The following is a 26994-nucleotide window of genomic DNA, read 5'->3' on the forward strand; positions in this document are numbered from 1 at the left end:
TTTGGACATTACAGCGCAAAGTAAAAATAAAGCTTGGCTCTTAGCCATTCGGTTAAGAACACTCCCATTGGCATTGTCCAGTATTTTGATGGGTTCATTTCTGGCCGCATTCCAAAATGCTTTCCGCCTTGAAATCCTTCTTTTGGCAAGCGTCACCACCATCTTTTTACAAATCTTGTCCAACTTGGCCAATGACTATGGCGACACCATCCATGGAGCGGACAGTCCGGACAGGCAGGGGCCCACGAGAGCGGTTCAATCCGGTGTGATAAGTCTTGCCGAAATGAAAAAAGCCGTGATTCTCTTCGCGATTCTTTCGCTTGTAAGTGGAATTCTGCTGCTGTTTTTTGCTTTACAAGACTGGAAACTTTTTTTGGTTTTTCTGGGATTGGGGATCGCCGCAATCATTGCAGCCATTACTTATACCTCGGGAAAAAAGCCCTATGGATATGCCGGTTTGGGAGACATTTCGGTGTTCCTCTTCTTTGGATTGGTGGGGGTAATCGGTACTTATTTCCTGCATACCTTAAGTTTTGATTGGTCCATCCTCTTGCCCGCTATTTCCTTGGGACTATTCAGCACCACAGTTTTGAATATCAACAATATTCGCGACATTGACTCGGACACCAAGGCGGGGAAAAAATCCATCCCGGTGAGGATTGGCAAGAAAAAGGCAATCCTTTACAACTGGGTTTTGATTCTTGCCGGCAATTTTGCTTTGCTTGGATTTGCCTATTCCCAGCATGCGTGGTGGGCATTATCCCCTCTGATCGTATTGCCTTTTATGATCCATGTTGGATTTGGCGTCTCCAAATCGAAATCGATTGATCCCTATTTAAAAAAAATGGCTATCGCAACATTATTTTGGGTGGTTTCTTTTGGGTTAGGATTACTAATTTTTTCATAATTGTAGGCAAGGAATTTAAAAGAACAGCTTATTTTTTGTATTTTCCACTCTGAATCAAACCCTCAAAACATGAAGACTATTCTTGTACCTTACGATTTTTCAAAAGATGCTGAAAACGCCTTTGATTTTGCCCGCGGATTGGCGGCCAAAACAAAACATCATCTCAAACTGGTGCACGTAATCGAAATCCCCACTGCACATTCTTTAGGAACAATGGGTGGGGCAGAGACTGGTTATGAAATGAACCAGATATTTGTCCTCGAGCTTGTCGAAAAGCGGAAAAAACAAATGTCAGAACTGGAAGCCATGTACAAAAACCTTGGTTTTTCCTTCAGTACAAAGCTTGTTTTTGGTAATCCATATGCAGGTATCTCCAAGGAAATCGCAGAGATCGGTGCCGACCTTGTGGTCATGGGATCAAGAGGATCCAGTGGACTGGAAGAGTTGCTTATCGGTAGCAACACGGAAAAAGTCGTGCGGCATGCCACTTGCCCCGTCATCACCATCAAAGACAAAAGAGACCCGGATAACATCAAAAAAATAGTTTTTGCCAGCGACTTTCAGGAAAGCTCTAAAAAGGTGGTGACAAAACTGAAAAAACTTCAAGAGGTCCTCCAAGCCGAGTTATTCTTGGTTAAGATCAATACGCCAAGCATGTTCGAAAACAGCAGGGAATCGCTTAAAAACATCCATGCATTTATCTCTGAAAATGAACTGCAAAATGTTTCAGTGGAGATTTTCAATAGTTCCTCAGAGGAAGAAGGGATAATCGAATATGCAGAGGATATCGATGCCGATATGATTGCATTGGCCACGCATGGCCGTACGGGTTTCTTGCATCTTCTAAGCGGAAGTATTGCCGAAGATGTCGTCAATCACGCGCAGAGGCCAGTTTGGACAATGAAAGTGAAATAAATAGGAAATGGCAAAAAACAAAGGAAGCGATTGGAAAAGCAGAGAAGGTGTGGTCTACTCAACATCCGATGCATTTGAATTCAAAAATTCAGGTGAGGAGGAAATGGAAACCCTTCCCCCTGCTCACCAAAAGCTAAAAGTTACCCTTGACAAAAAGTCGCGTGGCGGCAAACAGGTAACCTTAATCGAGGGATTTATAGGCTCGGACGAGGACTTGAAAGCTTTAGGGAAAATCCTCAAAAACAAATGCGGTGTAGGTGGAAGTGCCAAAGATGGGGAGATTCTCATTCAAGGAGACCATCGGGACAAAATAATGGGTTTTCTTACCCAAGAAGGTTACAAGGCCAAGAAATCGGGAGGCTGATCAAAAAGTTTGATTTGTGAACCTTTGGAGGGCATTTAAAATCAATGTTTTGCGCATGATCAGGAGACCAAAGCCTGATCATGCCATTCACCCAAATCCCCTATCCTTTTTTCATGAATTCTTGAAGAGTTTCGGATAGATTTCTGATTGGTACAATCACCACAATCCACCAATACCATGAAAATTCAATTGCTTTATTTTTTGGAGCGTGTCCTCTTGGTCCCTTGTTTACCTTTCTTGTATTTTTCTGGAAAAAAAGCAAGGGGAAAAATCAAGAAATTGCCTCCCCAATCCGATTACCAATATATCCCCTCACTTTCCAAAGAAAATACGCTGTTGATCATCGGAGAATCTACCGTGGCGGGTGTCGGCGCAAGCAGTCCCCAAACCACTTTCGCTTCCAATATTGACCTGCTCTCTTTCAATGGGTTTGAAATCCACAACATCGGTAAAAACGGACTTCGCGCCGGGAAGTTGATGGGATTATTGATGGGCAATCCCGCCGCCAAAGAAATGCCATTTACAAGTGCAATCGTGATGATCGGGGCCAATGACTGCTTCAAATTAACGCATCCGAAAAAATTCAGAAAGGATTTGGAAATGTTTTTGCAGTTTTTGATAATGGAAAAAGGGGTGAAGAAAATCATCATCCCGATGGTACCACCGGTGCATGTTTTCCCCGCAATTCCAGGATTGCTCCGCTTTTTCATGCGGATCCACAGGTACATGTTGACCTCAGAAATCACAAGCCTCAGCCAAAAAATCATTCCACTTCATTTTGACGTTTCCAAACAGGATTTCACCGGCGAATTTTTTGCCGCGGACGGCATTCACCCTTCTGACCTGGGATACAGCATGATGGCTGAATCGGTTTTTGCGCATTTTAATTTCATTGAAAAGAAAAAGGAGGCTGCGAAGCCTCCCCTTTAACCAAAAAAAATTGAACCACAAACTAAACCAATATTCTAAAATGTTTATTCAACCAAACTATTTACCTAACTGAAAGAATATACGAATCCCGAAATGGATTTGGATTGAATGGGTTTAAAAATATTTTAAAATCACCAAAAATGAAACAAACAATTGCCCAATTTGCCTTGGTTGTGCGGGATTATGATGAAGCCATCGACTTCTATGTAGGCAAACTTGGCTTTACCTTGGAAGAGGATACGGTCATGAGTGAAACCAAAAGATGGGTAAGAATAGCACCTCCAGGTTCCGAACCCGGTAATTGCCAGGTTTTGTTGGCCAAGGCAGTTGGGGAAGAACAGGAAATGGCAATTGGCAACCAAACTGGTGGTCGGGTTTTTCTTTTTTTGCATACCGATGATTTCGAAGGTACTTATCAAAATCTCCTGTATCACGACATCAAGATCATCCGAGAAAAATCTGAAGAAAGCTTCGGGACAGTCGCCGTATTCGCCGACCTATATGGCAATCTCTGGGATTTGATCCAGCCAAACACGTGAATACTCTCTCACTTGCCAAATGGATTTCAATAATTGGCCACCCCCTCTTGCTGGGCAGCATTTATGTGGTTTTTGTCAGTTTCTATAGAATGGAAAGACCTGCTGCCATTTTGGTCAGCGGCTTGGTCATTGGATTGGTTGTGGTACCCATCACCCTCCACAATTGGCGAAAGGTGAAAAATGGGAAGTATGGGAATTTCGACGTTTCCGACCAACAACAACGGAAAAATTTCTACCCCTTTGCCCTGATTTTATTCGTGGTTCTCTTGCTGCTTTTTTATTTCCTCCAACTGCCGAGTGAGCTGATCATGACAAGTCTTGTTTTCTTTTTTTTACTGCTCATCATGGGTATTGTCAATCTGAAACTGAAGGCATCGTTGCATGCAGCAATAGCATTTTTCATCAGTCTGAGCCTCTTTGCATTGTCAATCGGGTTTGGATTGGCGCTACTTGTTTTCGCCATTGCCATCAGCTGGTCAAGATTAGTCAAGAGAAGCCATTCTCTCCAGGAACTTGTAGTTGGCGGTTTTCTGGGTGCCGCATTCGGTGGGATAAGTTTATGGGTCTAAAAATTCATGGCAAAACGAAAATAAAAACATCCTGAACTCTTTGGTAGTTATAAATAGGTCTTTAACTTTACAATTCAAATGAACAGTCGCCTTTCCCATACCGCCAAATTTTTCGCATCAGCCCATGCTGATTCTGTTCATCATTCCCACCATTCCTCCTAAGGAGGAAAATCAACATTATATCGCCCACTGGAGGCTGGTAAACCATTTGCCCGGCCCATTTATCCAAAACAACCATTGGTATTCCCATACTAAACTTATATTGCATCCATGGAAAACATTATCCGTATAGCGGTTCAAAAGAGCGGCAGATTAAGTGAAGATTCCCTCAGCCTTATCAAAGAATGTGGAATCAAATTTTACAATGGCACCGGCAAGTTAAAATCCACGTCGACCAATTTCCCCATCGAATTCCTCTTTTTAAGAGATGACGATATTCCAGGCTATGTGGCCGATGGTGTCGCAGATCTGGGAATCGTTGGAGAAAACGAGTTGGTGGAAAAGAACAAGGAAGTCAATACACTCAAGAAACTGGGATTTTCCAAATGCAGGCTTTCCCTTGCCATTCCAAAAGGCCAGGATTATCCAGGGTTGTCCTTTTTTGACGGAAAAAGCATAGCAACCTCCTATCCAAAAATCCTCGGGGATTTCCTGAAATCAAAAAATCTTCAAGCAGAAATCCATGAAATAAGCGGATCTGTAGAGATTGCTCCCAGCATCGGTTTGGCGGAAGCCATTTGTGATATCGTAAGTTCTGGATCCACCTTGATGATGAACGGATTGAAGGAAGTAGAACAAATCTTCAAATCCGAGGCAGTTCTGATCAGCAACAAAAACCTGAGCCCAGAAAAACTATCCATTGTTGATAAATTGCTGTTCAGGATGAATGCGGTACAAACCGGAAAAAGCAACAAATATGTATTGCTGAATGCACCCAACCATTCCCTTGACAAAATCATTTCCCTGATCCCGGGAATGCGCAGCCCAACCATTCTTCCCTTGGCTCAAGAAGGCTGGTCCTCTGTACATTCTGTATTGAGCGAGGAGCAGTTTTGGGAAAACATCGAAGGCCTTCGTGCTGCAGGTGCCGAAGGAATTTTGGTGGTACCAATCGAAAAAATGGTGGTCTAAAATCTATTGTCATCCACAAAAAATGACAAAAGAGTCCAACTGCCCACGTGAAATTTATAAACAAAGACATCCCTAGGCTTTATTCCCAACAATAAATTGCCTTGCCCTAAAATAAAAACTCCAAATGGTAGGCTTTTGGTTTTGGGGATACGGTACAGATATTCGGCTTCGGACAAAAAACAGAGATTATGAAAATAATTATCAATCCCCCCAGACCGGAATGGCTAAAAGCAATGGCCAGACCCGTTCAAAAGACAAAAGACATAGAGAAGATCGTCCGTCCCATCATGCGGAAGGTGAAAAGACAGGGCGACAAAGCCTTGAAAAAATTCGCTTTGGAATATGACCATGTCGAAATCCAAAATCTCCAAGCAAGCAGGGAGGAAATCAAGGCCGCCAAAGCACTTGTAAGCCCAGAACTGCAGGAGGCGATTCTTCAGGCAAAAGAAAACATCGAGAAATTCCACGAAGCCCAAGCCACTCCAGATTTGGAAATGGAAGTGATGGAAGGTGTAACTTGCATGCGGAGAAGTGTTCCCATCCAAAAAGTAGGTCTTTACATTCCGGGAGGCACAGCTCCTCTTTTTTCGACCGTTTTGATGCTGGGCATTCCGGCTAACCTCGCGGGTTGTGAACAAATCATCCTTTGCACTCCACCAAACAAGGAGGGGAACATTCACCCTGCGATTTTATATGCAGCGGATCTCATCGGCATCGATAAAATCGTAAAAGCAGGAGGAGCACAAGCGATTGCAGCACTTACCTACGGCACCGATTCCGTCCCAAAAGTGGACAAGATATTTGGTCCCGGAAATCAGTACGTGACTGCTGCAAAGCAAATGGCAGTGAAGAAAGGTGTCTCCATAGACATGCCAGCCGGACCATCAGAAGTGTTGGTATATGCGGACGAAACGGCCATTCCGGCATTTGTGGCAGCAGATCTCTTGTCTCAAGCCGAACATGGCGTGGACAGTCAGGTTATTTTGGTGGCCTCCTCCGAAAAAGTGGCCAATAAAATCCTCAAGGAAGTGGAGACTCAATTGGAGAAATTGCCCAGAATGGAAATGGCGAAAAAAGCATTGGGAAATTCAGTCGCTTTCGTGATGCCCAACCAGGACAAAGCAATCGACTTGATCAATGAATATGCCCCCGAGCACTTGATCATTTGTGTGGAAAATGAAGACGAAGTCGTGTCCAGAATCATCAATGCAGGATCGGTGTTTATCGGGAATTTCACCCCCGAATCCGCTGGGGACTATGCCTCAGGGACCAACCATACATTGCCCACCTATGGCTATGCCCGCAATTACAGCGGAGTTTCCTTGGACAGTTTTGTCAAAAAGATCACGTACCAAAAGATCACCGAAAAAGGCCTGCAAAACCTGGGTCCAACCATCGAGGTCATGGCAGCGAACGAACTGTTGTTTGCACACAAAAATGCGGTCAGCATCAGACTCAAATACCTAAAAGACAACCAATAATGGCTTTCGACCTTAAGGCTTTGCTTCGGCCACATATCGCCAATATTAAACCCTACTCTTCCGCGCGAGATGAATACTCAGGAAAGGAGGGTATTTTCTTGGATGCCAATGAAAACCCATTTGGTTCGGCCACGGCGGAGGATTTCAACCGCTATCCGGATCCCTACCAATGGGCAATAAAAGAAAAATTGGCCATTGTCAAAGATGTTCGCCCCAATCAGATTTTCATTGGAAATGGAAGCGATGAGGCCATCGATTTATTGATTCGCGCCTTCTGCAGGCCTGGAAAGGACAATGTGATCCTTCTCCCTCCTACTTATGGCATGTATGAAGTGAGCGCTGAAATCAATGATATTCAGATTAAAAAGGTCAACCTCAGCGCAGATTACCAACTCAGGCCGGATGCCATTTTGGCTGCCACAGATGAATTCACCAAAATCATCTTTATCTGCTCTCCAAACAATCCCAGCGGAAACAAAGTCGTCCGGGAAGATATCCGAAAGATCCTTGAAAACTTCAAAGGTTTGGTTGTGGTGGATGAAGCCTACACGGATTTCAGTGACGAGCCAAGTTTCACGACGGAATTGGACCAATATCCCAATCTTTTGGTGATGCAGACTTTCTCCAAGGCTTGGGGTCTGGCTTCGCTTCGATTGGGGATGGCATTTGCCTCACCCGAGATCATCAAAATTCTCAACCTGATCAAACCTCCCTACAACATCAGTGGACTGACGCAACAAAAAGCATTGGAGGCATTGGAGGGAAAAGAAAAAATGGAATCCTTGGTAAAGGACATCTTGCTGGAAAGGGAATATTTGTGGCAGGAATTGACCCATTTGGAATTTGTGTTGCATATTTATCCTTCCCATGCCAATTTTCTATTGGTCAAAGTCACGGCAGCAAGAAAAATATATGATTTCCTGATCGACAGCCAGATCATCGTGCGAGATCGCTCCAAGGTTTTGCTTTGTGACGATTGCCTAAGGATTTCTGTGGGAACAAGAGAGGAAAATGTAGCATTGATCAAAACGCTGAAGAAATTCCCAGTAGTGGGATAAAAAACAAAAATCATCCTAAACCGAGAACAACCATGAAGAAAGTACTTTTTATCGATCGAGATGGGACCTTGATTATCGAGCCACCGATTGATATGCAGGTAGATAGCCTGGAAAAACTGGAATTCCTGCCAATGGCTATTTCCAGCCTAAGAAAGATTGCAGAAGAAACGGATTACGAATTGGTGATGGTCACCAATCAGGACGGCTTGGGAACAGATTCTTTTCCAGAAGACACCTTTTGGCCTGCCCAGAATAAGATGATGACTACCCTGGCCAATGAAGGCATCCACTTCGCTGCAGTGCACATCGACCGTTCTTTTGAGCATGAAAACCTTCCTACCCGCAAACCAAGAACAGGTTTGTTGGGCCAGTATTTTGACGGGACCTATGATTTGGAAAATTCCTTTGTCATCGGAGACCGAAAAACAGATATTCAATTGGCCAAAAATCTGGGAAGCAAATCCATTTTCATTGGCGAAACTTATGAAGAGCCGACCATCTGTGTAAACTCTTGGGAGGAAATCTATCAATTCCTGAAGTATCCTTCCCGCACCGCCACCGTCGAAAGAAAAACCTCAGAAACGGAAATCAACATCAAACTCAACCTTGACGGTACCGGCAAAACAAATATCAGTACAGGCATCCACTTTTTTGACCACATGCTCGACCAATTGGGGAAACATGGCGGCACCGATCTAGACATTCAGGTGAAGGGGGATTTGCATATCGACGAGCACCACACCATCGAGGACACCGCTTTGGCCTTGGGCGAAGCTTATTTAAAGGCATTGGGTGATAAAAAGGGAATCTACCGATATGGCTTTTTGCTTCCCATGGACGATGTCTTGGCACAGGTTGCCATTGATTTTGGAGGAAGACCTTGGATGGTTTGGGAAGCCGAATTCAAAAGGGAAAAAATCGGGGAAATGCCTACGGAGATGTTTTACCATTTCTTCAAATCCTTCAGCGACACTGCCAAGTGCAACCTCAACATCAAGGCAGAAGGCAACAATGAGCACCATAAAATTGAGGCGATCTTCAAAGGTTTTGCAAGAGCCATCAAGATGGCCGTACAAAAAGATCAAACAGCACTGAATCAACTCCCAAGTACAAAAGGAGTATTATAAAAAATATGGACTGGAAGTTGAATTTCTTCATTTTCCAGTCCATATCAATTTTTGACCAAACTAATATTTTTAGCCTTGTACAATCGCTCCTTTTAAACCTGGGCTGGTCAAAAGACCTCCAAATTCACCAATCACGGAAGTAGGTACATTCAACTCAACCGCAGCTTCCACTACAGCCTGAATAAACAGATCGTAATCTGCTGAAGTGATCAAACCAGTCATTCTGGGATTGGTAGCGGGATTGTGTGCATCAACCATATTCAAACCATTGTATTCGATGTTTTGAGAACCGATGCTTTCGGCCAACAAATCACTGAAATCAGATACCAGCATGGTAAAACCCGAAGTATTTCCCGCACCAACTTCTGCCAAAAGTACTGAGAAATAAGGTTGAAGGGAATTGTATTTGCCACCTTCGTTGGTCGCAATGATCAATACAGTACCCGTCACCACCGCTCTCAATGGAATATATCCAGCCTCAATCAATTGACCTTCGTTATCGGGATCAGCAACTAAACCAGAGCCACCCAATCGGGAATAAAGGTCAAGCGATGCTCCATCGGCACGCTGTACAATGGGTTGTCTTACAGATTCCAACAACTGTCCAACAGGTCCAATCACGTCAGCAGAAGTAATTCCAGCCTGGGCTGCACCTTCCACCACTGCACCGATGAAGAGGTCATAATCTGCATTGTTGATCGTTCCATTCATCCTGGAATGCAAAGCAGGATTGTGCGCATCTGCCATGCTCAACCCCGTATAACTGAAATTTTTCGAACCTGTGGCTTGCGCCAAAAATTCTGAAAACTCCATTACCAAATGGTTTAGACCTGAGGTTTCACCTCTTCCAACCTCGCTTAACAATACGCTGAAATAAGGCTGTAAGGCATCATACTTCCCACCTTCATTCGTGGCGATGGTAACAACAGTATTGGTCACGACGGTTCTGAGGTTCAAGAAACCCTGCTCAATCATCTGACCCGAATTCATGGGATCAGCCACTCTGGTTTCTCCACCCAACTTGGTGGAATAAAACGAATCATCCATAATGGGTTCCGGTCCATCCTCCCTGTCACAGGAAGACAAGGCGACAGAAAACCCAACAAGCGCACTGGCTAACCAGTAATTTACCTTTCTCATAGTTGTTAAAATTTAGTTATAATTAATTTTCAAAGGTTTTTTGGAAAAATGCCCCCAATTTATAAGTGAGGGAGCTTTTGTTGATTGCAGGACAGCTTTGCGCCAGCATGTCGTCTGAGGGTTGGAAAAGCACAGCAGAAGTCATGAAATTGTCATTGATGTCAGACACGATCTCCTGTGGCGATTTTTGGTTGCGGTCATAAAGGCAGACAAGGTGCCCCATAGAAAGATTGACTCGGGTATCTTTCATGCCATCCGTGTTTTTGACAAAATCCCTGATCGCATAGCCTTCCAAAGAATCCAAAGCGGAGGGAAAATCAATACGGCTCATGGTCATGGTAGGCATTGCACCTTCTTTGGGTTGTGTCACCAAGTAAATGTGTATGGCCAGCGTCGCTACCAAAAGGAGTACGATGGCAACAGCTCCTATCAAAATCTTTTTAATCATGGTCTTTCAATTTCGTTTGACCACATATACGACCCCCATTTTCCTTTTGGATTTAGGGAGATTGAAAAAATCGAAATAAATTCTGATTTTATGGTTCTAAAAATTTCTCCTCCAAAACCTAAATGGCTTGATTATTCTTGGAATTGGAGATGGGTTACCGCAGTATGAACACGAAAATCAAAAATCAACTTTCGTCGAAAAGTAGAGCCTTTTAGAAGGTTTTTGCAAAACACAAAATCCAAAGTATTGCTTGAAAAAAACAATTGCACTTTGGCACGCCTAAAAATAAAACACTGGATTCTGCCTAAATCAGATCCAGTTTCTCCTTGATTGCCCCGCGATAATTGGGGATCGCTTGTTCTTCTATAAACAAAAAAAGATAGGGTTCGATCAACTCCAATTCCATCAGATAAAAGACACCTTCAATCCAAACGCCATCTACCCTGGCATAAAGACAATTCTTCGCAAAAGCATTTACTAATTGCTGTAAACAGTTCAAATCTTCAGGTTTGGGAAGGACTTTACTGATATTTCCCCCAAAAAAATGTTGCACCCTGAAATCTCCTTTTTTGGCACTTTTGAGTACGGCATGGGAAAACTTCCCATTGAAATACAAATAAGAATATTCGCCCTCCTCCACTATTTGCTTGACAAATGGCTGCACCATGAAATCTTCTGTCGCCATCAATCCAATCATCTCCTCCTTTTTGGATAGCCACATTTCCCGATCCAACTTGATCGTGTTTTTGGCTCCTCCACTGACGGTGGGCTTCAACACCAGTTGGTCCGTCTTAAAAACATCAAAGTACTCGGCCAAGTCAAAGGGTTGTTGCTTGGATAAAAAGCGGGTCGGCACAATCTGAAATCCCTGCTTTTGGACTTCCTCCAAATATCGTTTGTCCGAATTCCAAAGGATCGTTTCGATGTCATTGAAAACCGGTATACCCAGTTTCTTGATGCGCTGACACCAGTCCAAAAATTCCGAATACCGATCAAAATAGTCCCATGGGGATTTGACCAGCAGATGCGAATATGTTTCCCATTTCACCGAAGTGTCCGACCAAATCTCAAATTTGAATTCCAAACCCAGATCAATCAGGATTTCCGCCAGTATTTTATCTTCATCCAAAACGTTGGTTGCCGCATAGGAAATCTTTGATTCATAGGTAACTACAGCAATACGCATGGTTTTTTGTTTAAAGATTAATGGTGAATTTGGCCAAACTTCTGCATTTTATTAAACCGAACAAAAAAAAACTATCAATTTATTATACTTTTGGGGTCCAATCGTATGCAAAAAGAAAAACTCGTCATCATCCCCACTTACAACGAACTCGAAAACATTCGAGAGATGGTCATTTCCATAATGGAACTGGAAGGTGATTTCGATTTATTGATCATTGATGACAATTCCCCTGACGGGACCGCCCAAGAAGTCTTGGCGCTCCAAAATGAATTTGGGGAAAGACTTCACATAATTCAAAGAGAAGGTAAATTGGGATTGGGAACCGCATACATCAAAGGGTTTAAATTTGCCTTGAATTCCGGTTACCAATTCATCTTTGAAATGGATGCCGATTTTTCACACAATCCCTTGGACCTTATCAAACTCTACAAAGCTTGTGCAGAAGAAGGATTTGACATGTCAATTGGATCCCGCTATATCACAGGAGTGAATGTCGTGAACTGGCCGATGGGCCGGGTCCTGATGTCTTTTATGGCGAGCAAATATGTCCAGTTTATCACCGGAATCCCCATCAAGGATACCACTGCAGGATTCAAATGCTACAGAAGAAAAGTGTTGGAAGCGATTGATTTGGACAGCATCCGTTTTATCGGTTATGCCTTCCAAATTGAAATGAAATTTACCGTCTGGAAATTGGGTTTCAAAATCGTGGAAGTACCGATCATCTTTACGGACAGAACCAAAGGAACTTCCAAAATGAGCAAAAACATTTTTCGTGAAGCGGTACTGGGCGTGATATTTTTGAAACTGAAAAGTATCTTCAAAGGCTACAAACCTAATCAAAGCGAATTGCCTTGATGGGTTTGATATTGCTGATGAGCATTGCCGGCACGAAAAGCACGAGTGTGGTAACCAGCAAGATCATCAGATTCATCGCGATAAATACCGGCCAATTCCAATGAATCGGCACGAAAGCCATATAATAACTTTCAGGGTCCAAGGGGATCAGTTTGAATTGGTCTTGTAAAAAGCCGAGTCCCAATCCGATTGCATTGCCGATCAACAGTCCCCGACCAATGATCCGGATGCCATTCCACACGAATATTTTTCTGATTTGTGAGTTTTTTGCGCCGACGGCTTTCAGGATACCGATCATTTGGGTCCTTTCCATGATCAAGATGAAAAGAATCGACACCATGTTAAAGGCCGCCACAAACAAGATCAATCCAAGGAAAACGTATACGTTGTTGTTGAGCAGGGTCAACCAATCAAAAATCTCCAGGTATTTGTCCGTGATCTTGATCAACTTCAGGTCAAAATCCATGATCTCATACAAAGGATCGATGTAGACGTCCAATTTGGAGGGATCGTCCACAAAAATCTCGAAACCGCCCACTTGGTCATCGGTCCATCCATTGAGATTCCGAATCGTTTGGATGTCCCCAATCAGGATTTTGTCATCAAAATTTTCCAGATAGGTTTCGTACAAACCCACGATTTCAAATCTCCTGAATCTTGGGGGCTCCTGGACAAAGTACATGGTGACGCTTTCTCCAACATCCAAAAGCAGCTTGTTGGCCACTTTTTTGCTAAGGAGGATTTCATTGCTGGCGGAAGAATCCGAAAAATGGATGAATCTACCCTTGGTGATGGATGCCTTGAAAGTCAAGGAATCAAAATTTTTGTCGACGCCTTTCAACAGGACACCCTCAACTTCCTGGTCACCTTTGAGCAAACCAGGTTTATGGGCATAGACCTGAACATGTTTGATAAAATCGACCTCGGGGTAGTTTTGGTAAAAATCCGACTTCGTGGAAGTGGGTGATTCTTCGAAAGCATTTCCTGACATGAATTTCATGCCTTGATAATGTCCGGTAAAACTAAAAACCTTGTTCGAAATTTCATTTTGAAAACCGCCCAAGATCATGAAAGATATCAGGGAAATGGCCAAACCGATGGCGACACTCGCCACCGCAATCCTGTGGATGGTACCCGTGAAGCCTCCTGTACGTTTAAAACTGATTCTTTTGGCAATGAAATAGGAAAGGTTCAATGAAGTTTATTTAATTTGGTGCAAATCTAGCGCAAAATAACATGAAGCATATTAAAATAACATTTCTCTTGACTTTTTTACTTCAATTCATGGCTTTTTGCAAAAGCCCGGAAAAAGTCCCCATGAAGGAAGTTGAAAAGCAGGATACCCTTATTTTGCCAGCTGCCGATAGACCGGAAGCGTATTTGCCACTTTTGGAGGGAAAGCGCGTAGGCTTGGTGGTCAACCAAACAAGTATCCTCTCCTCAAAAGACAATATGCACCTGGCGGATTTCCTGATGATGGAAGGCATAAACGTGGTGAAGGTTTTTGTGCCAGAGCATGGCTTTAGAGGGGATGCCGATGCTGGAGAAACTGTCAACAGCGAAATTGACAAGAGCACGGGACTTCCCATTGTTTCGCTTTATGGAAACAACAAAAAACCATCGGCCGAATCGCTGAAGGACTTGGACATCATCATTTATGACCTTCAGGATGTTGGGGTTAGATTTTTCACCTACATCAGTACACTCCATTACCTGATGGAGAGTTGTGCCGAGAACAAAATGCCGCTATTGATCTTTGATCGACCCAATCCCAACGGCAATTATATCGATGGTCCGGTATTGAAAAAGGGATTTGAAAGTTTCGTGGGCATGCATCCCATCCCAGTGGTCCATGGGTTGACCGTCGGTGAATTGGCAAAAATGATCAATGGAGAAGGATGGTTGAAAGGCGGAATCAAGAGTGATATCACGGTGATCCCTGTTGCACATTGGGACCATGCCAAAGCCTACAGCTTGCCCATCAAACCCTCCCCCAACCTGCCCAACGATGTCGCAATCCGACTTTATCCTTCCCTCTGTTATTTTGAGGGAACAGATGTATCCGTTGGCCGCGGCACCTATTTTCCTTTTCAGGTTTATGGATTTCCCGATAAAAAATACGGGGACTTCAGCTTCACGCCCGTCAGCATCGTGGGCATGTCCAAAACACCCCCGCAGCAGAACAAGGAATGCTTTGGCAGGGACCTGAGAAATGAATCCCTGGACCATCAGTTCACCCTTCAATACCTCATGGAGGCTTATCAGGTGTCTGGCAAAAAGGAGAAATTTTTCAACAACTTCTTCGACAAGCTTGCCGGCAATGACCAACTCAGGAAGGACATCTTGGCTGGAAAGCCAGAATCAGAAATAAGACTGGGTTGGCAAAAAGATTTGGATGCGTATAAGATAATGAGGGCGAGGTATTTGATCTATTGAGCTTGTCCGGAGTCAAATATTATCCCCGTCATTCAACAAGGAAATAAAAATATCCCTTTTGGGATTGTAACAAAAGGTCTTCATCATCAATAATTAAATTCATGCGCATTACTCTTCAAAAATCCCTTTTTATAAGTGTTTTCTTTTTAGGATTCATCCATCAGGGATTCACTTTAGGAACCGAAGAAAAATCCCTGCTCTGGAAAATCTCCGGAAAGAATCTCAAGCAGGATTCTTATCTGTTTGGCACCATCCATGTCATTTGTGAAAATGATTTTTTTATGGATGCCCGGATAGAAAATGCCTTGAAGGAAAGCGAAAAATTGGTCCTTGAAATCGACTTGGGAGATCCCAACATGATGATGGAGATGCAGAAAATATCGATGAATCCTGAGATGAAGAACATTTCCGAAGAAATGGAGCCCGAACAGATCGTTGCACTCGATAAATTCCTGTTGGAAGCTTATGGCGCAGGACTTGATCAGTTTGGGATATTTAAACCTTTGGTCCTTTCCTCGATGGTCATGCTCAAAATGCTTCCCTGCACAGCCCAGAGCAGCTATGAAATGTACTTTATGGACAAAGCCAAGGAGCAGGAAATGTCAATAAAAGGATTGGAAACCGTTGGTTTTCAAATGGGCATATTCGACAATATCCCAAGAAAACTCCAGATTGATGAATTGGCCAAAATGGTGGTCGATGAAAATGGCATGGAAGAGTTCGGCGAACTGACCCAAAAATACCTTGAGCAGGACCTTGACGGATTGTACGGCATCATCACGGAGAATGGTGTTTTCCAGGAATTCGGAGACCAGTTGCTTACCAACAGAAACAAAAACTGGATTCCCCTGATCGAAAACCACATTGAGGAAGGTTCAACTTTCATCGCCGTCGGTGCGGGACATCTCCCCTCCGAAACGGGAGTCATTTCTCTGCTCAGAAAAGCTGGATATACGGTGGAAGCTGTGAATTGAGTGGTTAAAATGAAATCAATTTTTAGCAAATCCTTTTCAACTTCAAGATAAAATTGAATTCAATCTTGAGACAATAACTCCCTAAGCACTTTTTCAAAATCCGGTTGAGAAGGATTGGAGAAGTCAATAATGCTTCCTTTTTTCACTACAAATGAAATTGAAGTTAATTTTTTGTCTTTGATATTGTCCCTTTTAAACTCACCATCAATATCGAATAAAACGGGAGATGAGAATTTATTTAGGGACAACCATTCTTTTAAGGCCACGGTATCAGCGCCTGAATAATAAAAGATAAAATCAATTTCTGGATGGTTTACAATGTATTCTTCCCAAGCAAAATTTAGAAAAGACCACTTGGTCAAGCTCGTCGTATACGTAACAATTTGATGTTGACCATTCGTTGAGGGTATTTTGTGTTTGGTTTGAGGAACAACAATAGCTCTGAAATTTTGAGCATGGTAAATGGGATTTCCCCCTATTTTATTGTTTTCAACACTGCCACATTTCAAAAATAGACAGCAAACGAGAATAAGAGTAGGGTTAAAAATTCGGGATTTTCGCATAAATGATAACAGGATTATCCTCTTCGACAATGGCATCCATGGTCATTATGAGTTCATTTGATATATTTAAGTTGTCCTTATTCCTCACCAAGTAAGGTGCATAGCTGATGAATAATAGGTTGTCATTCTCTATTCCAATCGGGGTTAAAAAATGGCCATTCTTTTCTGCTTCAACTTTTAATTTGCGAACGTCTTTCGTATCCTTGTTTAACAGTATAATTTCCTTCCAAATCGCATTTTCTTTTTGAATGAATATATCAAATATGACAAACTGGCTGTTTTCCGATACAAATTCTATATTGGCAAAACCATTTTTATTAATCATTTCAAATCCTGACATCGCATCCATTTCCCAATAAGCATCAGGGACTTGCAATTCACCGAAACTAAAACTATATTTCAATTCAGGTCCACTTTCATTCATCTTATATACTTTAGGCTTAAATGACTCTCTAAATAATGTTTCGCCATCGCCTTCAAAAAATGAAGATTCACTAAGGGGCAACATATTTTCGTTAAAATCATTTTTGAGAAAGCTATTGATCACCTGGCCTCCAGCATCGATTGACAATAAACGGAATTCTCCTGCCATTTTATTGTAGCCAGAATATAACCAATAACCTTCCTTATTATTGATACAAAAAGTAAAGCAGTTGATGGGATATCGATCCTTAGACAATAAAGTGTTGTCGCTGGAATAGGTGCTTAGATTTATTTCATTACCAAGATTTGAGAGCGCGATGATCTTATTATTTGATAGGGTAAAGTCCAACAGATTATCAAGTTGTCCAGGTCCCTCCCCTTTTACAGCAACGTATCCAATGGATTCACCTTCCCAATTAAAGCCATGGATGGCATCCATGTTGTCTTTATCCAATATCCAAAAATCATCCTTGTTGTACTTTACATTCAAATAAGGCCCCAATAAATTGGATTGGCTTGAAGCAAGAGGAATTATCTTCGTAATAAGAAGTTTATCTGAAACCAACTCAATTTCTTTGAGCTCCAAAACCTCTGGGAAATCATGCTTATTATTACATGAAAGTAGAATGAGGATGCAAAAATAGATCTTGAGATTTTTGACCATAATTGTTTTAAATAAAAATATAGTTCAAACTAAATATATTCACTAACAAATTGATCAGGAATTACTAGAGTGGTCATTATTTTTTACCTGTGGCATTTAGCCTTTGAAACAGATTAAAATAATGGATGAACCCCAAAAAATTAGGAATATATTCTTTTTGGGGAAAACTTTTACTTTTTCTTTTGAATTTCCGGGACGTCAAATTTTTCAAAAATCTTTGTATTGTCTTTTTTTAACAAATCCAAGCGAGATATACATTGCCTTCATGAGTTTTGTTCAAAGGACTTTTTCTCTTGACCTCTTTTTTCAAGACCCATTTTGACTCTTTTTTAAGATTTCTCAATGATTTCTTTCAACTTTTTCAATGCCTTTGGATAAGTTTCCCCGAAATATTCCAGGTGGCTTTCTGCGACATCCAGATCCACGGTGATGGTTGTTTTATGGTCTGATTCTTCAAAGGTATAGTTTTCGAAACCTCCAGTCCACTGCTCCACCTCTGGTCCTTCCAAAATCTCTTCATCCCCACTGAGTACGCCAATATGTTGGATGGATAAAAATTTATTGGGGATGTTCTCGGCGATCAGGGAAACCATTCCACCGATTTGGCCATTTTCATCAGTGCCTAGAAAATGAATTTTGCTGTCTTTTTCCCATGACCCTTCGAAGGTGGATGTTGGGTTAAACTCCCCTGTCCATTGCTGATAGGTTTCCTTGTTTTCAAGTCCCAACATGGTTACGTATGCTTTTTCGGCTGAGGAATTCACATCGATTTTATAATGTAGTTTTTTCATTGCATTGGAGATTAGGATTCAACGTATTTTTTGAAATTATTGAGAATGGCTTGCCAACCTTCCCTTTGCAAATCAATTGAATTTTCTGATTCTGGATCAAAATTGATGGTCACATCGGTGGTGTCGCCAAGATCCTGAAAAGCAACCGTGACTTTCCGGCCATCTCCCAAAGTATAGGTGAATTTTTCACCAATTTTGATTTCATCATAAATGCCCTCAAAGTCAAAACCAAAACTACCGTCTTTGGCTTCCATTCTCGCTGAATACTTCCCTCCGACGCGCATGTCATTGCTTGCCATCGGACATTGCCAATCATCTGTGGCAAAATTCCATTTCGTAATGTGTTCAGGAAGCGTATAGTAATCCCAAACTTTTTGCCTATCAGCCAAAATAGTGGCCTGAATCAATATTCTCTCCATCTTTATTTTTGTTGGTTTTCGGTAACTCTAAATCTCACGATTTCTGCAATCAAATCCAGTGGTAAAGACGCGTCCAGTGGAAACTGAACGGATCCTTTTCCCTGTATATAGCCCGAGAGTTTGTCTTTGAATTTTTCATGCCCCGTCGGTGTGGCATAAAAGCCAATATGCCTGTCAAAACCTCCAAAATACACGAGAGGCTTGTTGTTTGTTTTGTAGGCAGGCATTCCGTAAGCCATACTCTCGATCGCTGCAGGAGCATTTTCCTTGATGGTCTGCCGAAGAGATTTCAACTTCCCTTGAATTTCCTCGGGAAAACCAGCGATATAATCGTCAACAGTCTGGATTTCTTTGTCCATTTTATCTTGGTCAAGGATTATTGTGAATATTGGATTTTCACTACCCCCTTTAAAATTGTTCTTATTGAAATAAAAATGCCCTTTTATCCGGTTTTGGTCATTTTAAAAAACAGATTAAATTTTGGCCGAACTACTGAAAATGAAATTTTAAATCTGCTTTTATGCCTTTTTGAAATCCCGGCAGATTGAAATACCTAGACTTTTTTAAGTTGGGAATGTATCTATTCAAAATTAGCGAAAATGAGGAATTGTAACACGCTCTTTTTTTGGAATTTGGAAATTTCTTAAAAAATTATCTGTCCTCAAATCACCAAATAAGATCTTTTTAAACAAAAATGGTTATCTACCTGTGGGTAAACACTATTGATCCTCAGTTAAAGCACCAATTGGCATCGTACTCATTCCTTTTCAAAAACCAAAAAATGCTGGATATTCATAAACTGCCCATTCTCAATGAGCCTGAACCCATTGGCCCCTAATTCCTTTGTGACTTGCTTCACGCTCATCTTGTGCAGCCTTTTGATCATCACCTTGGGGTCCTCCGCTCGGTATTCAATCAGGAGTAATTTCCCGTCGGGTTTCAGCGATTTCCTGATCTCCTGCAAAACTTCCTGGGGATGGAGCAACTCATGATAGACATCCACCATGATGGCCAAATCGATCGCATTTTCAGGGAGATTGGGTGATTTTTCGCTACCCTTTACCGTGATCACATTGTCAAATCCCATTGCTTTGCTCCGCTCTTTCAAGTATTGGATCGCCGGGTCCTGAATTTCCACGGCATAAACTTTTCCTTCCGGAACCTTTGGCGCAATGCGGAAGGTATAATACCCAGATCCTGCCCCAATATCGGCCACCACACTGTTCTTGTCAATGGGAAGGTTTTTGATGGCCAAAGCCGTATTTTCCTCTTCCGGCCGGCTTGCCCGCTCCAACCAACTCATCCCCATAAAATTCATGATGGAGGAAATCTCACGGCCCATATACACTTTACCCGTTCCATCAGGAGCTGGGCTTTTGTAGGAATAAACAGCATCCACTTCCTTTTCCAGTCGCTGGCCTTGACCGTAGCAAAGCGTGATGCTCAGAAAGATTGAAAAAAATGCCGTCAGTTGTTTCATGAATTTTGGATTTACTGTCAATGTCGAAGTGGATTTCTGAAGAAATTGTCCCTATAAAACCCAATAAATACTTTTAATGTTTGCGCTAGATTGAAAGGATTTCTACTTTACACGAGAATATCAATCAAGATAATTCAAGACTTTCTCTATTTCAAACCTACATCAAAGCGCTTCTAATTAAAAATAGGACAAAACAAGGATGCACCATAAATCAAAATCTTCATAAATATGTTTTATTTGTTGGAAATCAATATTTTATCCTTATTTACAAAAGCTTGGTAGAGAATGTATGATCCATTTTTGTCCTTGAGTACATTCAATTCCTGAACATCATTCCCCTGCTTTACCTGAGTCTTTTCCCAATCCTCGGAAACATAGGTTTTGAGCGTCAGGGGAAAATCGTACAATTCTCCCAGATCGTGTGTCAATTCCACTTGGATTTCGTCTTGGCCCGGTGTCACCGTTACTTTCGATGCCATTTTTTCACGCATGTATTTGGTCACATCACCGAAAGTCCCAACCCAAATATCTTCTTCCAAATCATGAATATATTGGAAATAAGCCCTTATGCTATCACTGCTTTGGGGTTCCCAACCGATGCCATCAATCCCATGGTACACCAATACCAGCCAAGGAGTATTGGCAGACTGGAGACTTCGGTCAATCCAGGATTTCTTTTCCGCCAAGGTGGTCTTGCTCAAAGGCCCTCTTTGCCATTGTGTATATTCCTTTTCATTGTAGGTGGGATCAAAATCCCCGGAGCGGTTGATTTCGTGCAAATAGGATTCGGGCATTCTGTTCCTCAAGGCTGGGAATTCTTTTAACGCGAACGCCATGACGCGCTCATTCTCTGTCCCAAAAGGACACTCCGCCGAAAAGGTATGCTCCATTCCCAAATTGGCCTCAATGTCCTCTTTACATTTCATCAATTCATACATCAAGTTCTCCTCATCCAAAACCGCCAATCTAGGATGGGAAATGGTATGGACCCCGAACTCGTGTCCCTGGTCTGCATATTTCTTGATTTCCTCCCAATCGATCATTTCCCCATCGATGATTTGAGGGGTTTTGAGTTGACGGATATTTTTCACTCGGATTTCTGAATATCCTTTATCGATCAAGGCACATGCCTCCTCTACCCTTCCCCGCTCAAACAGAGCCCCTGCCTGATCATGGTAAGCCACCGCTCCTTCCAGATCCACAAATCGAATGGCGGTGGCTCTTTCGAACAAGTTCTCCTCGGTGGTTTTGCTTTTGGAAGTTTCGGCGATGATTTCCAATATATCCCTGCCGATGTATTTTGCAGAGTACTGTGCCCCTGGGATTTCGCCGGTATTGATAAATATGGTTCCATGCATTCCGAGATCGTTCATGATGGGAATGGCTTTTCTGAATTGATTTAAAGTACCATCGTCATAGGTGATGGAAACTGCCAGTTTTTTTCCTTCATGCCAAGGAAGTACCTCCGTCTTCCCAATGTTTTGGGAGTCTATTGTGTTTGAATCACATCCAAAAAATAAACCTGCGGATAGCATGGCTCCTAACTTCAGAAAATTTTGTGTTTTGGTCATAATTTTGGGTTAAAGCTTACAAAGTAAAGATAAGGAAAGGCGTTTAAGTGCTGAATTCCTTGCGTAATATTTTTTTGAAAACGATTATTGAATGAGCGGCAATTCCTTGGTAGAGTTTACGAGAAATTGGTTATCGCAAAGGACGCGGGTGTCACGCGGAGAGCGCAAAGGGTTTTTCTTTGGGTTTAAAATTTGATGGTTTTCGGGAGTTTGGGGAGAGTTTAAGTTTTTTTCCTTGTGGGTTTTGCTATTGGCTTTGCGGACACTGCGGGAAATTGGTTATCCCAAAGGACGCGGAATATCACGCGGAGAGCGCAAAGGATTTTTCCTTAGGTTTAAAATTTGATGGTTTTCGGGAGTTTGGGGAGAGTTTAAGTTTTTTTCCTTGTGGGTTTTGCTATTCGCTTTGCGGACACTGCAGGAAATTGGTTATCGCAAAGGACGCAGAGTGTCACGCGAAGAGCGCAAAGGGTTTTTATTTGGGTTTAAAGATGGGATGGTTTTCGGAAGGATTTTGGACCTCTGAGAGGGATTTCATTCCCGTTGGGTGTTGCGAAACACAGGGTGAACTTATAGATAAATCTTGTTTGGCGAATGAAAAACAAGAATGTTGGCGATAAAAAAATCGATATATTCATAAAGTAAAAACATTGACGCTCTCTATTTTTAACCAAAACCAAAATCTTTATGCCTTCCTCATCTTTTCATACTGTTCTCGGCTCAACCGGAAATATTGGAACTCAACTGGCCAAAGAACTGAAAATGTACACGGACATTATCCGGTTGGTCAGCAGGAATCCCAGGAAAATCAATGACACAGACCAAATAATGAAAGCAGATTTGCTGTTGGAAAATCAGGTCGATGCGGCTGTGGCCGGATCAGACACCGTATATCTGGTGGCAGGGATTACCTACCGGACCAAACTCTGGCAAAAACAGTGGCCCGTCATTATGGGGAATACGATCCAAGCCTGCATAAAACACAATGCCAAGCTGGTCTTTTTCGACAACATGTATTGCTATGACCCGATGCATGTGGGTCATCTTACCGAAACTACACCAGTCAATCCCAAAAGCAAAAAAGGAAAAGTAAGGGCTGAAATCGCTCAAATGATATTGGACCAAATCGCTGCCGGGAAATTAAAGGCGATGATCGTCAGGGCTGCGGATTTTTATGGTCCGAATGCAAAACTCAGTTTTCTCAATGAATCCGTCATCAACCGGATGAAAGCCGGAAAAACTGCCCAATGGCTTTACGCCAAGAACAAAAAACATTCTTTCACCTACATTCCGGATGCCGCTAAGGCTACTGCTTTTTTGGCCCAACAACAAAGTGCCTGGGATCAAATTTGGCACTTGCCTACTTCAAAAGAGTACCCTAGTGGTCAGGAAATAGTCAATATTTTGGCCAAGGAATTGGACATGGCGCCAAAGCTGCAGGTTTTGCCGGGATTTATGGTTGGGATATTGGCTGTTTTTATCCCGCCATTAAAAGAGGTTTCCGAATTGAGTTATCAGCTGGAACAGGATTATTGTTTTGATTCTACCAAAATAGAAAGTACCTACAATTTGAAGGCTACTCCCTTGGAGGAGGGATTGAGAAATTGTCTTTGATCAGAACGGCCAAAGTCCCTAAAAATCAGTTTCCAATTGCCTTCAAAACAAATTAACCCGAGAATTTGGTTAAACCCCATGGAAATAAGTCCTAACTTTGCCCCTTAAATCTTTAAAAATGAACTTTTCCTCCCTCGGTTTATCGGAATACCTTTTGGAAGCCATCAAAAAGGCACGTTACGAAGAGCCCTACCCGATTCAAATAGAAGCAATTCCCGCTATTTTAAATCGCAAGGATGTCTTGGGCATCGCGCCAACAGGCTCCGGTAAAACAGCCTCCTATGTGCTCCCTATTTTGGAACTCCTGATCAAAAAGGAAGTTACCAAAAGCAGAAGTGTTAGGGTTTTGGTGGTGGTACCTACAAGGGAATTGGCCACACAGGTGGACACCGTGATCAAAGGTTTGAGCGAATTTTTGCCAAGATCGATCAAGACCATGGCGGTATTTGGAGGGGTTTCGATCAATCCCCAAATGCTGAACCTCTTTGGAACAGAGATTTTGGTGGCGACGCCGGGCAGGTTACTGGATCTGGTATCCAAAAATTCAGTGCAGATTTCGGATATTGAAATATTGGTGCTCGATGAAGCCGATAAGGTATTGAATTTGGGTTTCCGGGATGAGATAGAAGAAATTTTTGCATTGTTGCCCAAGAAAAGGCAGAATATCCTCTTTTCGGCGACAACCGAAGACTCTCTTAAATCACTGATTGCCAACCTGCTTCACAATCCTGTCACCATTGAAGTCGAGCAAGAAACGATTACACCTGATTTGATTTCCCAATCTGCCTACCTTGTTTCGCAGGAAAAAAAAGGACCTTTGCTTCGGTATTTGATCGAGAAGGAAAACTGGAATCAGGTTTTGGTATTTACCTCTTCCATTCGGGCAGCGGACAATTTGACCGTGAAGCTGAAGAAAAACGGGATTGATGCCCAAGCTTTCCATGGCGATAAAAGCCAAGGCGCAAGAACGGATGCATTGACAAAATTCAAGGCGGGAAAACTTCGCGTTTTGGTGGCAACGGATTTGGCTTCAAGGGGCATCGACATCAAGTTTCTGCCATTTGTGGTCAATTATGAATTGCCGAGGTCTCCAAAGGATTACATCCACAGGATCGGGCGAACCGGCCGTGCAGGAACTCCCGGACAGGCGATTTCACTGATTTGCGAAGAAGACAGGCATCATTTCAAAGTAATCCAGAAAAAAATGGGCCGCTGGGTAGACCTGATTGATTCGGGAAATTTTGATTTGTAATCTTTGTTCACATCTTGTAAAATGGAAGTAAAGGAAAGTATTTACAGGCAATTGCAGGAAATGCTTACTGCCAAAATCGAGGTGACAACAGCCGCTATCGCTTCCCTGAGAACAGCAAAAAACAGCGACACCAAAAGCAGCGCCGGGGACAAATATGAAACCGGAAGGGCCATGATGCAAATGGAGTTGGATAAGGAGGAGCAGCAATTGAATCAAACCAATCGGCTGAAAAATGAACTTTCCGCAATCAACCTCGAAAAAATTTATACACGGGTTGAATTCGGGAGTTTGGTGGAGACCAATCAGGGAATTTATTTTATTTCCATTCCGGTAGGAAAAGTTACTCTGGCGGATCGCGCTTATTTCGTCCTCTCTTTGGCCTCCCCCATCGGGAAACTCTTGGAGGGTAAAAAAATTGGTGAAAAGGCTATTTTCCAAGGAAGGGAATTTGTGATCCAAGGAATCCTTTGACACATTGGTTGCTGCAGAAATCCACTTTTACCCGAGTAATAGATTACCAATTCTATACCAGCCTGAAATCACCCAAAAATCGGTCTTTGTTTACAATTTTTGACTTCACCTTTTAGGCAAAATGCGCTATTCTCCAAATAGTTTGACTGCCCTTCCTTTTCAATCGCATTTGAAAACCTCTTGCATATTTCAGATTAAAATTTACGGTGACTATTATTTGTTTTTGGTTGTCAGAAACATGCATTTTGCATTTTAAGCTCATTGTCTATGGTTTTTTTTTTCCAAAACACATTTTGAATCGATATTTCCTCCCAAAATTAATCCTTAACTTTCAAACGGAAATAAACCCGATCGAATCAAATGTAAAGAGCCATTTCAAATCTTAAACCCGTGTTATGCATTACCAATTCTATTCCATCGTGAAACCGCTTAACAATAAGACTTTGTTTACTGGGGTCGGCTTCACCAAATTGGTGCCAGTCCTTAATCTCCAAGTGGTTTGATTGTCTTGCTGTTTCAAACCCAATAGATAACGGAATACATATTCCGGGTTAAAAGAAAAGTCACCACCTACATAATTCTAATTCCCCACAATGGATCCCTCTGAATTTTCAAAAAAACTAGAACTGTTTTTCGACATGTCTCCGGATCTGCTGTGCGTAGCTGGTTATGATGGTTTTTTTAAGCGGATTAATCCTGCTGTTTCGAAATTGCTGGAGTACTCCGAGGAGGAATTGTTTTCCAAACCAATCAATGAATTTGTCCATCCCGAAGACCAGCATTTTACTTCCAAAGTGAGGGAAGAGCTAAAAAAAAGCAATCCACTGCTCAATTTTGAAAATCGCTATTTGACAAAAAGTGGAGAAGTAATCTGGCTTTCATGGACCTCGATGTCCATAGATTCCGAAAAACTTGTCTTTGCCATTGCCAAAAACATCACACAAAAAAAGAAGATTGAAGAGGGCCGAAATTTACTTTTGGCCCAGTTGACCCAGTCAAACAAGGACCTCAAACAGCTCAGTTATACGACCTCACACGATCTCAGATCACCGATCAATAATTTCACCGCCATATTCAACCTTTTGGATTTCTCCAAAATTCAAGATGCCGAAACGGTGGAGCTTTTGGGTTACCTGAAATCCATCAGTGGAAATCTGAATAAAACCATCAACGATTATATCGATGTTTTGTGTCAAAAAGAATCCCTAAACGCCCAGAAAGAAAACCTTAATTTGTACCATTCCCTAAATGAAGTCCTGGACTCCATCAGTTCCTTGATTTCAAATTCCAAAACTTCCCTAACTGTTGATTTTTCTGAATTTGATGAAATTCTTTTCAACAAGGCATACCTTGAAAGCATCTTTTTGAATTTGATCACCAATTCGATTAAATACGCCAAACCGGACACCCTGCCTAGTATTTCCATTCGTACCAGAATATTCAATGGCGTCAAGCAGTTGGTTTTTTCAGATGAAGGGATGGGCTTTGACATGAATAAAGTAAAAGACAGAATATTTGGATTGAACCAAAAATTCCACAACAACATCGATAGCCACGGCATCGGGCTTTATTTGGTTTACAACCATGTATCGAACATGGGTGGTCGTATAGAAGTCGAAAGCAAAGTCAATGAAGGGGCTTCTTTTATCATTTCTTTTGGAGAATGATTGCGGATTTTGGGCT

Annotated in this window: 28 protein-coding genes; 17 read left to right on the forward strand and 11 right to left on the reverse strand. The window is 42.2% G+C overall.

All coding sequences use genetic code 11. The annotated features are described in order from the left end of the window. The first annotated feature begins 1 nt into the window (after position 1). The 10 genes from Q7J63_RS19775 (at position 2) to hisB (ending at position 9021) form a co-directional block, all read left to right on the forward strand. A complete protein-coding gene (locus tag Q7J63_RS19775) occupies positions 2-907 on the forward strand; it encodes a 1,4-dihydroxy-2-naphthoate polyprenyltransferase (RefSeq protein ID WP_304888699.1) in 906 nt (301 codons plus the stop codon). A 69-nt stretch (positions 908-976) separates the two neighbouring features. Then, positions 977-1822, forward strand: a complete 846-nt coding sequence (locus Q7J63_RS19780) for a universal stress protein (protein WP_019596968.1) — start codon at positions 977-979, stop codon at positions 1820-1822. A gap of 7 nt (positions 1823-1829) precedes the next feature. Then, positions 1830-2186 carry a translation initiation factor gene (locus Q7J63_RS19785; RefSeq protein WP_304888701.1) on the forward strand — a complete coding sequence of 119 codons (357 nt, stop codon included), beginning with the start codon at positions 1830-1832 and terminating at the stop codon, positions 2184-2186. Positions 2187-2363: 177 nt separating this feature from the next. After that, positions 2364-3116 (forward strand): SGNH/GDSL hydrolase family protein, encoded by a 753-nt coding sequence (locus Q7J63_RS19790; protein WP_304888702.1) that lies wholly within the window; start codon positions 2364-2366, stop codon positions 3114-3116. A gap of 140 nt (positions 3117-3256) precedes the next feature. Beyond that, positions 3257-3655, forward strand: coding sequence for a VOC family protein (locus Q7J63_RS19795; protein WP_304888703.1), 399 nt, complete (start codon positions 3257-3259; stop codon positions 3653-3655). Beyond that, positions 3652-4224, forward strand: coding sequence for a hypothetical protein (locus Q7J63_RS19800; protein ID WP_304888704.1), 573 nt, complete (start codon positions 3652-3654; stop codon positions 4222-4224). The genes Q7J63_RS19795 and Q7J63_RS19800 overlap by 4 nt, the downstream gene beginning before the upstream one ends. Before the next feature lie 270 nt (positions 4225-4494). Beyond that, complete coding sequence (gene hisG / locus Q7J63_RS19805) at positions 4495-5355, forward strand: ATP phosphoribosyltransferase (RefSeq protein WP_019596975.1); 861 nt, start codon at positions 4495-4497, stop codon at positions 5353-5355. Positions 5356-5543: 188 nt separating this feature from the next. Next, positions 5544-6836: a histidinol dehydrogenase gene (gene hisD, locus Q7J63_RS19810; protein ID WP_019596977.1), complete on the forward strand. Its 1293-nt coding sequence runs from the start codon at positions 5544-5546 to the stop codon at positions 6834-6836. Continuing rightward, complete coding sequence (gene hisC, locus Q7J63_RS19815) at positions 6836-7894, forward strand: histidinol-phosphate transaminase (RefSeq protein WP_304888707.1); 1059 nt, start codon at positions 6836-6838, stop codon at positions 7892-7894. Before hisD ends, hisC begins: the two co-directional genes overlap by 1 nt. A gap of 32 nt (positions 7895-7926) precedes the next feature. Continuing rightward, the gene (hisB, locus tag Q7J63_RS19820; RefSeq protein ID WP_026333530.1) at positions 7927-9021 is read left to right on the forward strand and encodes a bifunctional histidinol-phosphatase/imidazoleglycerol-phosphate dehydratase HisB; all 1095 of its coding nucleotides are present in this window, start codon (positions 7927-7929) and stop codon (positions 9019-9021) included. 69 nt (positions 9022-9090) lie between these two features. Here hisB and Q7J63_RS19825 read toward each other — a convergent pair whose 3' ends face one another. From Q7J63_RS19825 to Q7J63_RS19835, 3 genes are all read right to left on the reverse strand, one after another. After that, positions 9091-10161, reverse strand: a complete 1071-nt coding sequence (locus Q7J63_RS19825; protein ID WP_019596980.1) for a hypothetical protein — start codon at positions 10159-10161, stop codon at positions 9091-9093. A gap of 22 nt (positions 10162-10183) precedes the next feature. Next, positions 10184-10609 carry a hypothetical protein gene (locus tag Q7J63_RS19830; protein ID WP_019596981.1) on the reverse strand — a complete coding sequence of 142 codons (426 nt, stop codon included), beginning with the start codon at positions 10607-10609 and terminating at the stop codon, positions 10184-10186. Positions 10610-10913: 304 nt separating this feature from the next. Further along, positions 10914-11795 (reverse strand): RimK family alpha-L-glutamate ligase, encoded by an 882-nt coding sequence (locus Q7J63_RS19835; protein WP_304888710.1) that lies wholly within the window; start codon positions 11793-11795, stop codon positions 10914-10916. A gap of 105 nt (positions 11796-11900) precedes the next feature. Here Q7J63_RS19835 and Q7J63_RS19840 point away from each other — a divergent pair, with 105 nt between their 5' ends. Next, positions 11901-12653, forward strand: coding sequence for a polyprenol monophosphomannose synthase (locus tag Q7J63_RS19840; RefSeq protein WP_304888711.1), 753 nt, complete (start codon positions 11901-11903; stop codon positions 12651-12653). Here Q7J63_RS19840 and Q7J63_RS19845 read toward each other — a convergent pair. Continuing rightward, on the reverse strand, positions 12631-13848 hold the full coding sequence (locus Q7J63_RS19845; RefSeq protein WP_304888712.1) for an FtsX-like permease family protein: 1218 nt from the start codon (positions 13846-13848) through the stop codon (positions 12631-12633). The two genes, Q7J63_RS19840 and Q7J63_RS19845, sit on opposite strands and share 23 nt — an antisense overlap. Positions 13849-13889: 41 nt before the next feature. Between Q7J63_RS19845 and Q7J63_RS19850 the strand changes: the two genes are divergently transcribed. After that, positions 13890-15089, forward strand: a complete 1200-nt coding sequence (locus Q7J63_RS19850; RefSeq protein WP_304888714.1) for a DUF1343 domain-containing protein — start codon at positions 13890-13892, stop codon at positions 15087-15089. Positions 15090-15190: 101 nt separating this feature from the next. Further along, complete coding sequence (locus Q7J63_RS19855; protein ID WP_304888716.1) at positions 15191-16063, forward strand: TraB/GumN family protein; 873 nt, start codon at positions 15191-15193, stop codon at positions 16061-16063. Between the two features lie 59 nt (positions 16064-16122). Here Q7J63_RS19855 and Q7J63_RS19860 read toward each other — a convergent pair whose 3' ends face one another. From Q7J63_RS19860 to Q7J63_RS19890, 7 genes are all read right to left on the reverse strand, one after another. Beyond that, a complete protein-coding gene (locus Q7J63_RS19860; RefSeq protein ID WP_304888717.1) occupies positions 16123-16626 on the reverse strand; it encodes a hypothetical protein in 504 nt (167 codons plus the stop codon). Further along, entirely contained in the window at positions 16604-17713 is a 1110-nt protein-coding gene (locus tag Q7J63_RS19865) for a 6-bladed beta-propeller (RefSeq protein ID WP_304888719.1), read from the reverse strand. Before Q7J63_RS19865 ends, Q7J63_RS19860 begins: the two co-directional genes overlap by 23 nt. A 329-nt stretch (positions 17714-18042) precedes the next feature. Then, the gene (locus tag Q7J63_RS19870; RefSeq protein ID WP_304888721.1) at positions 18043-18504 is read right to left on the reverse strand and encodes an SRPBCC domain-containing protein; all 462 of its coding nucleotides are present in this window, start codon (positions 18502-18504) and stop codon (positions 18043-18045) included. 11 nt (positions 18505-18515) lie between these two features. Beyond that, positions 18516-18923 (reverse strand): SRPBCC family protein, encoded by a 408-nt coding sequence (locus Q7J63_RS19875; RefSeq protein WP_304888723.1) that lies wholly within the window; start codon positions 18921-18923, stop codon positions 18516-18518. 2 nt (positions 18924-18925) lie between these two features. Further along, entirely contained in the window at positions 18926-19282 is a 357-nt protein-coding gene (locus Q7J63_RS19880) for an iron chaperone (RefSeq protein WP_304888725.1), read from the reverse strand. 398 nt (positions 19283-19680) lie between these two features. Further along, positions 19681-20403, reverse strand: coding sequence for a class I SAM-dependent methyltransferase (locus tag Q7J63_RS19885; RefSeq protein WP_304888727.1), 723 nt, complete (start codon positions 20401-20403; stop codon positions 19681-19683). A 233-nt stretch (positions 20404-20636) separates the two neighbouring features. Then, positions 20637-21974, reverse strand: a complete 1338-nt coding sequence (locus Q7J63_RS19890) for a polysaccharide deacetylase family protein (RefSeq protein ID WP_304888728.1) — start codon at positions 21972-21974, stop codon at positions 20637-20639. Between the two features lie 687 nt (positions 21975-22661). On the opposite strand from Q7J63_RS19890, the gene Q7J63_RS19895 reads away from it, so the two are divergent. The 4 genes from Q7J63_RS19895 to Q7J63_RS19910 all read left to right on the forward strand — a co-directional run bounded on the left by Q7J63_RS19895 (position 22662) and on the right by Q7J63_RS19910 (position 26978). Then, positions 22662-23588: an NAD-dependent epimerase/dehydratase family protein gene (locus Q7J63_RS19895; protein ID WP_304888730.1), complete on the forward strand. Its 927-nt coding sequence runs from the start codon at positions 22662-22664 to the stop codon at positions 23586-23588. A gap of 118 nt (positions 23589-23706) precedes the next feature. Further along, positions 23707-24840: a DEAD/DEAH box helicase gene (locus Q7J63_RS19900; protein ID WP_304888732.1), complete on the forward strand. Its 1134-nt coding sequence runs from the start codon at positions 23707-23709 to the stop codon at positions 24838-24840. A gap of 21 nt (positions 24841-24861) precedes the next feature. Beyond that, complete coding sequence (locus tag Q7J63_RS19905) at positions 24862-25311, forward strand: hypothetical protein (RefSeq protein WP_019597006.1); 450 nt, start codon at positions 24862-24864, stop codon at positions 25309-25311. Positions 25312-25904: 593 nt separating this feature from the next. Then, complete coding sequence (locus Q7J63_RS19910) at positions 25905-26978, forward strand: PAS domain-containing sensor histidine kinase (protein ID WP_019597009.1); 1074 nt, start codon at positions 25905-25907, stop codon at positions 26976-26978. The last annotated feature ends 16 nt before the right edge of the window (positions 26979-26994 follow it).

Origin of the sequence: Rhodonellum sp. (assembly GCF_030656585.1) — a bacterium.
Classification (GTDB): Bacteria; Bacteroidota; Bacteroidia; order Cytophagales; family Cyclobacteriaceae; genus Rhodonellum; species Rhodonellum psychrophilum.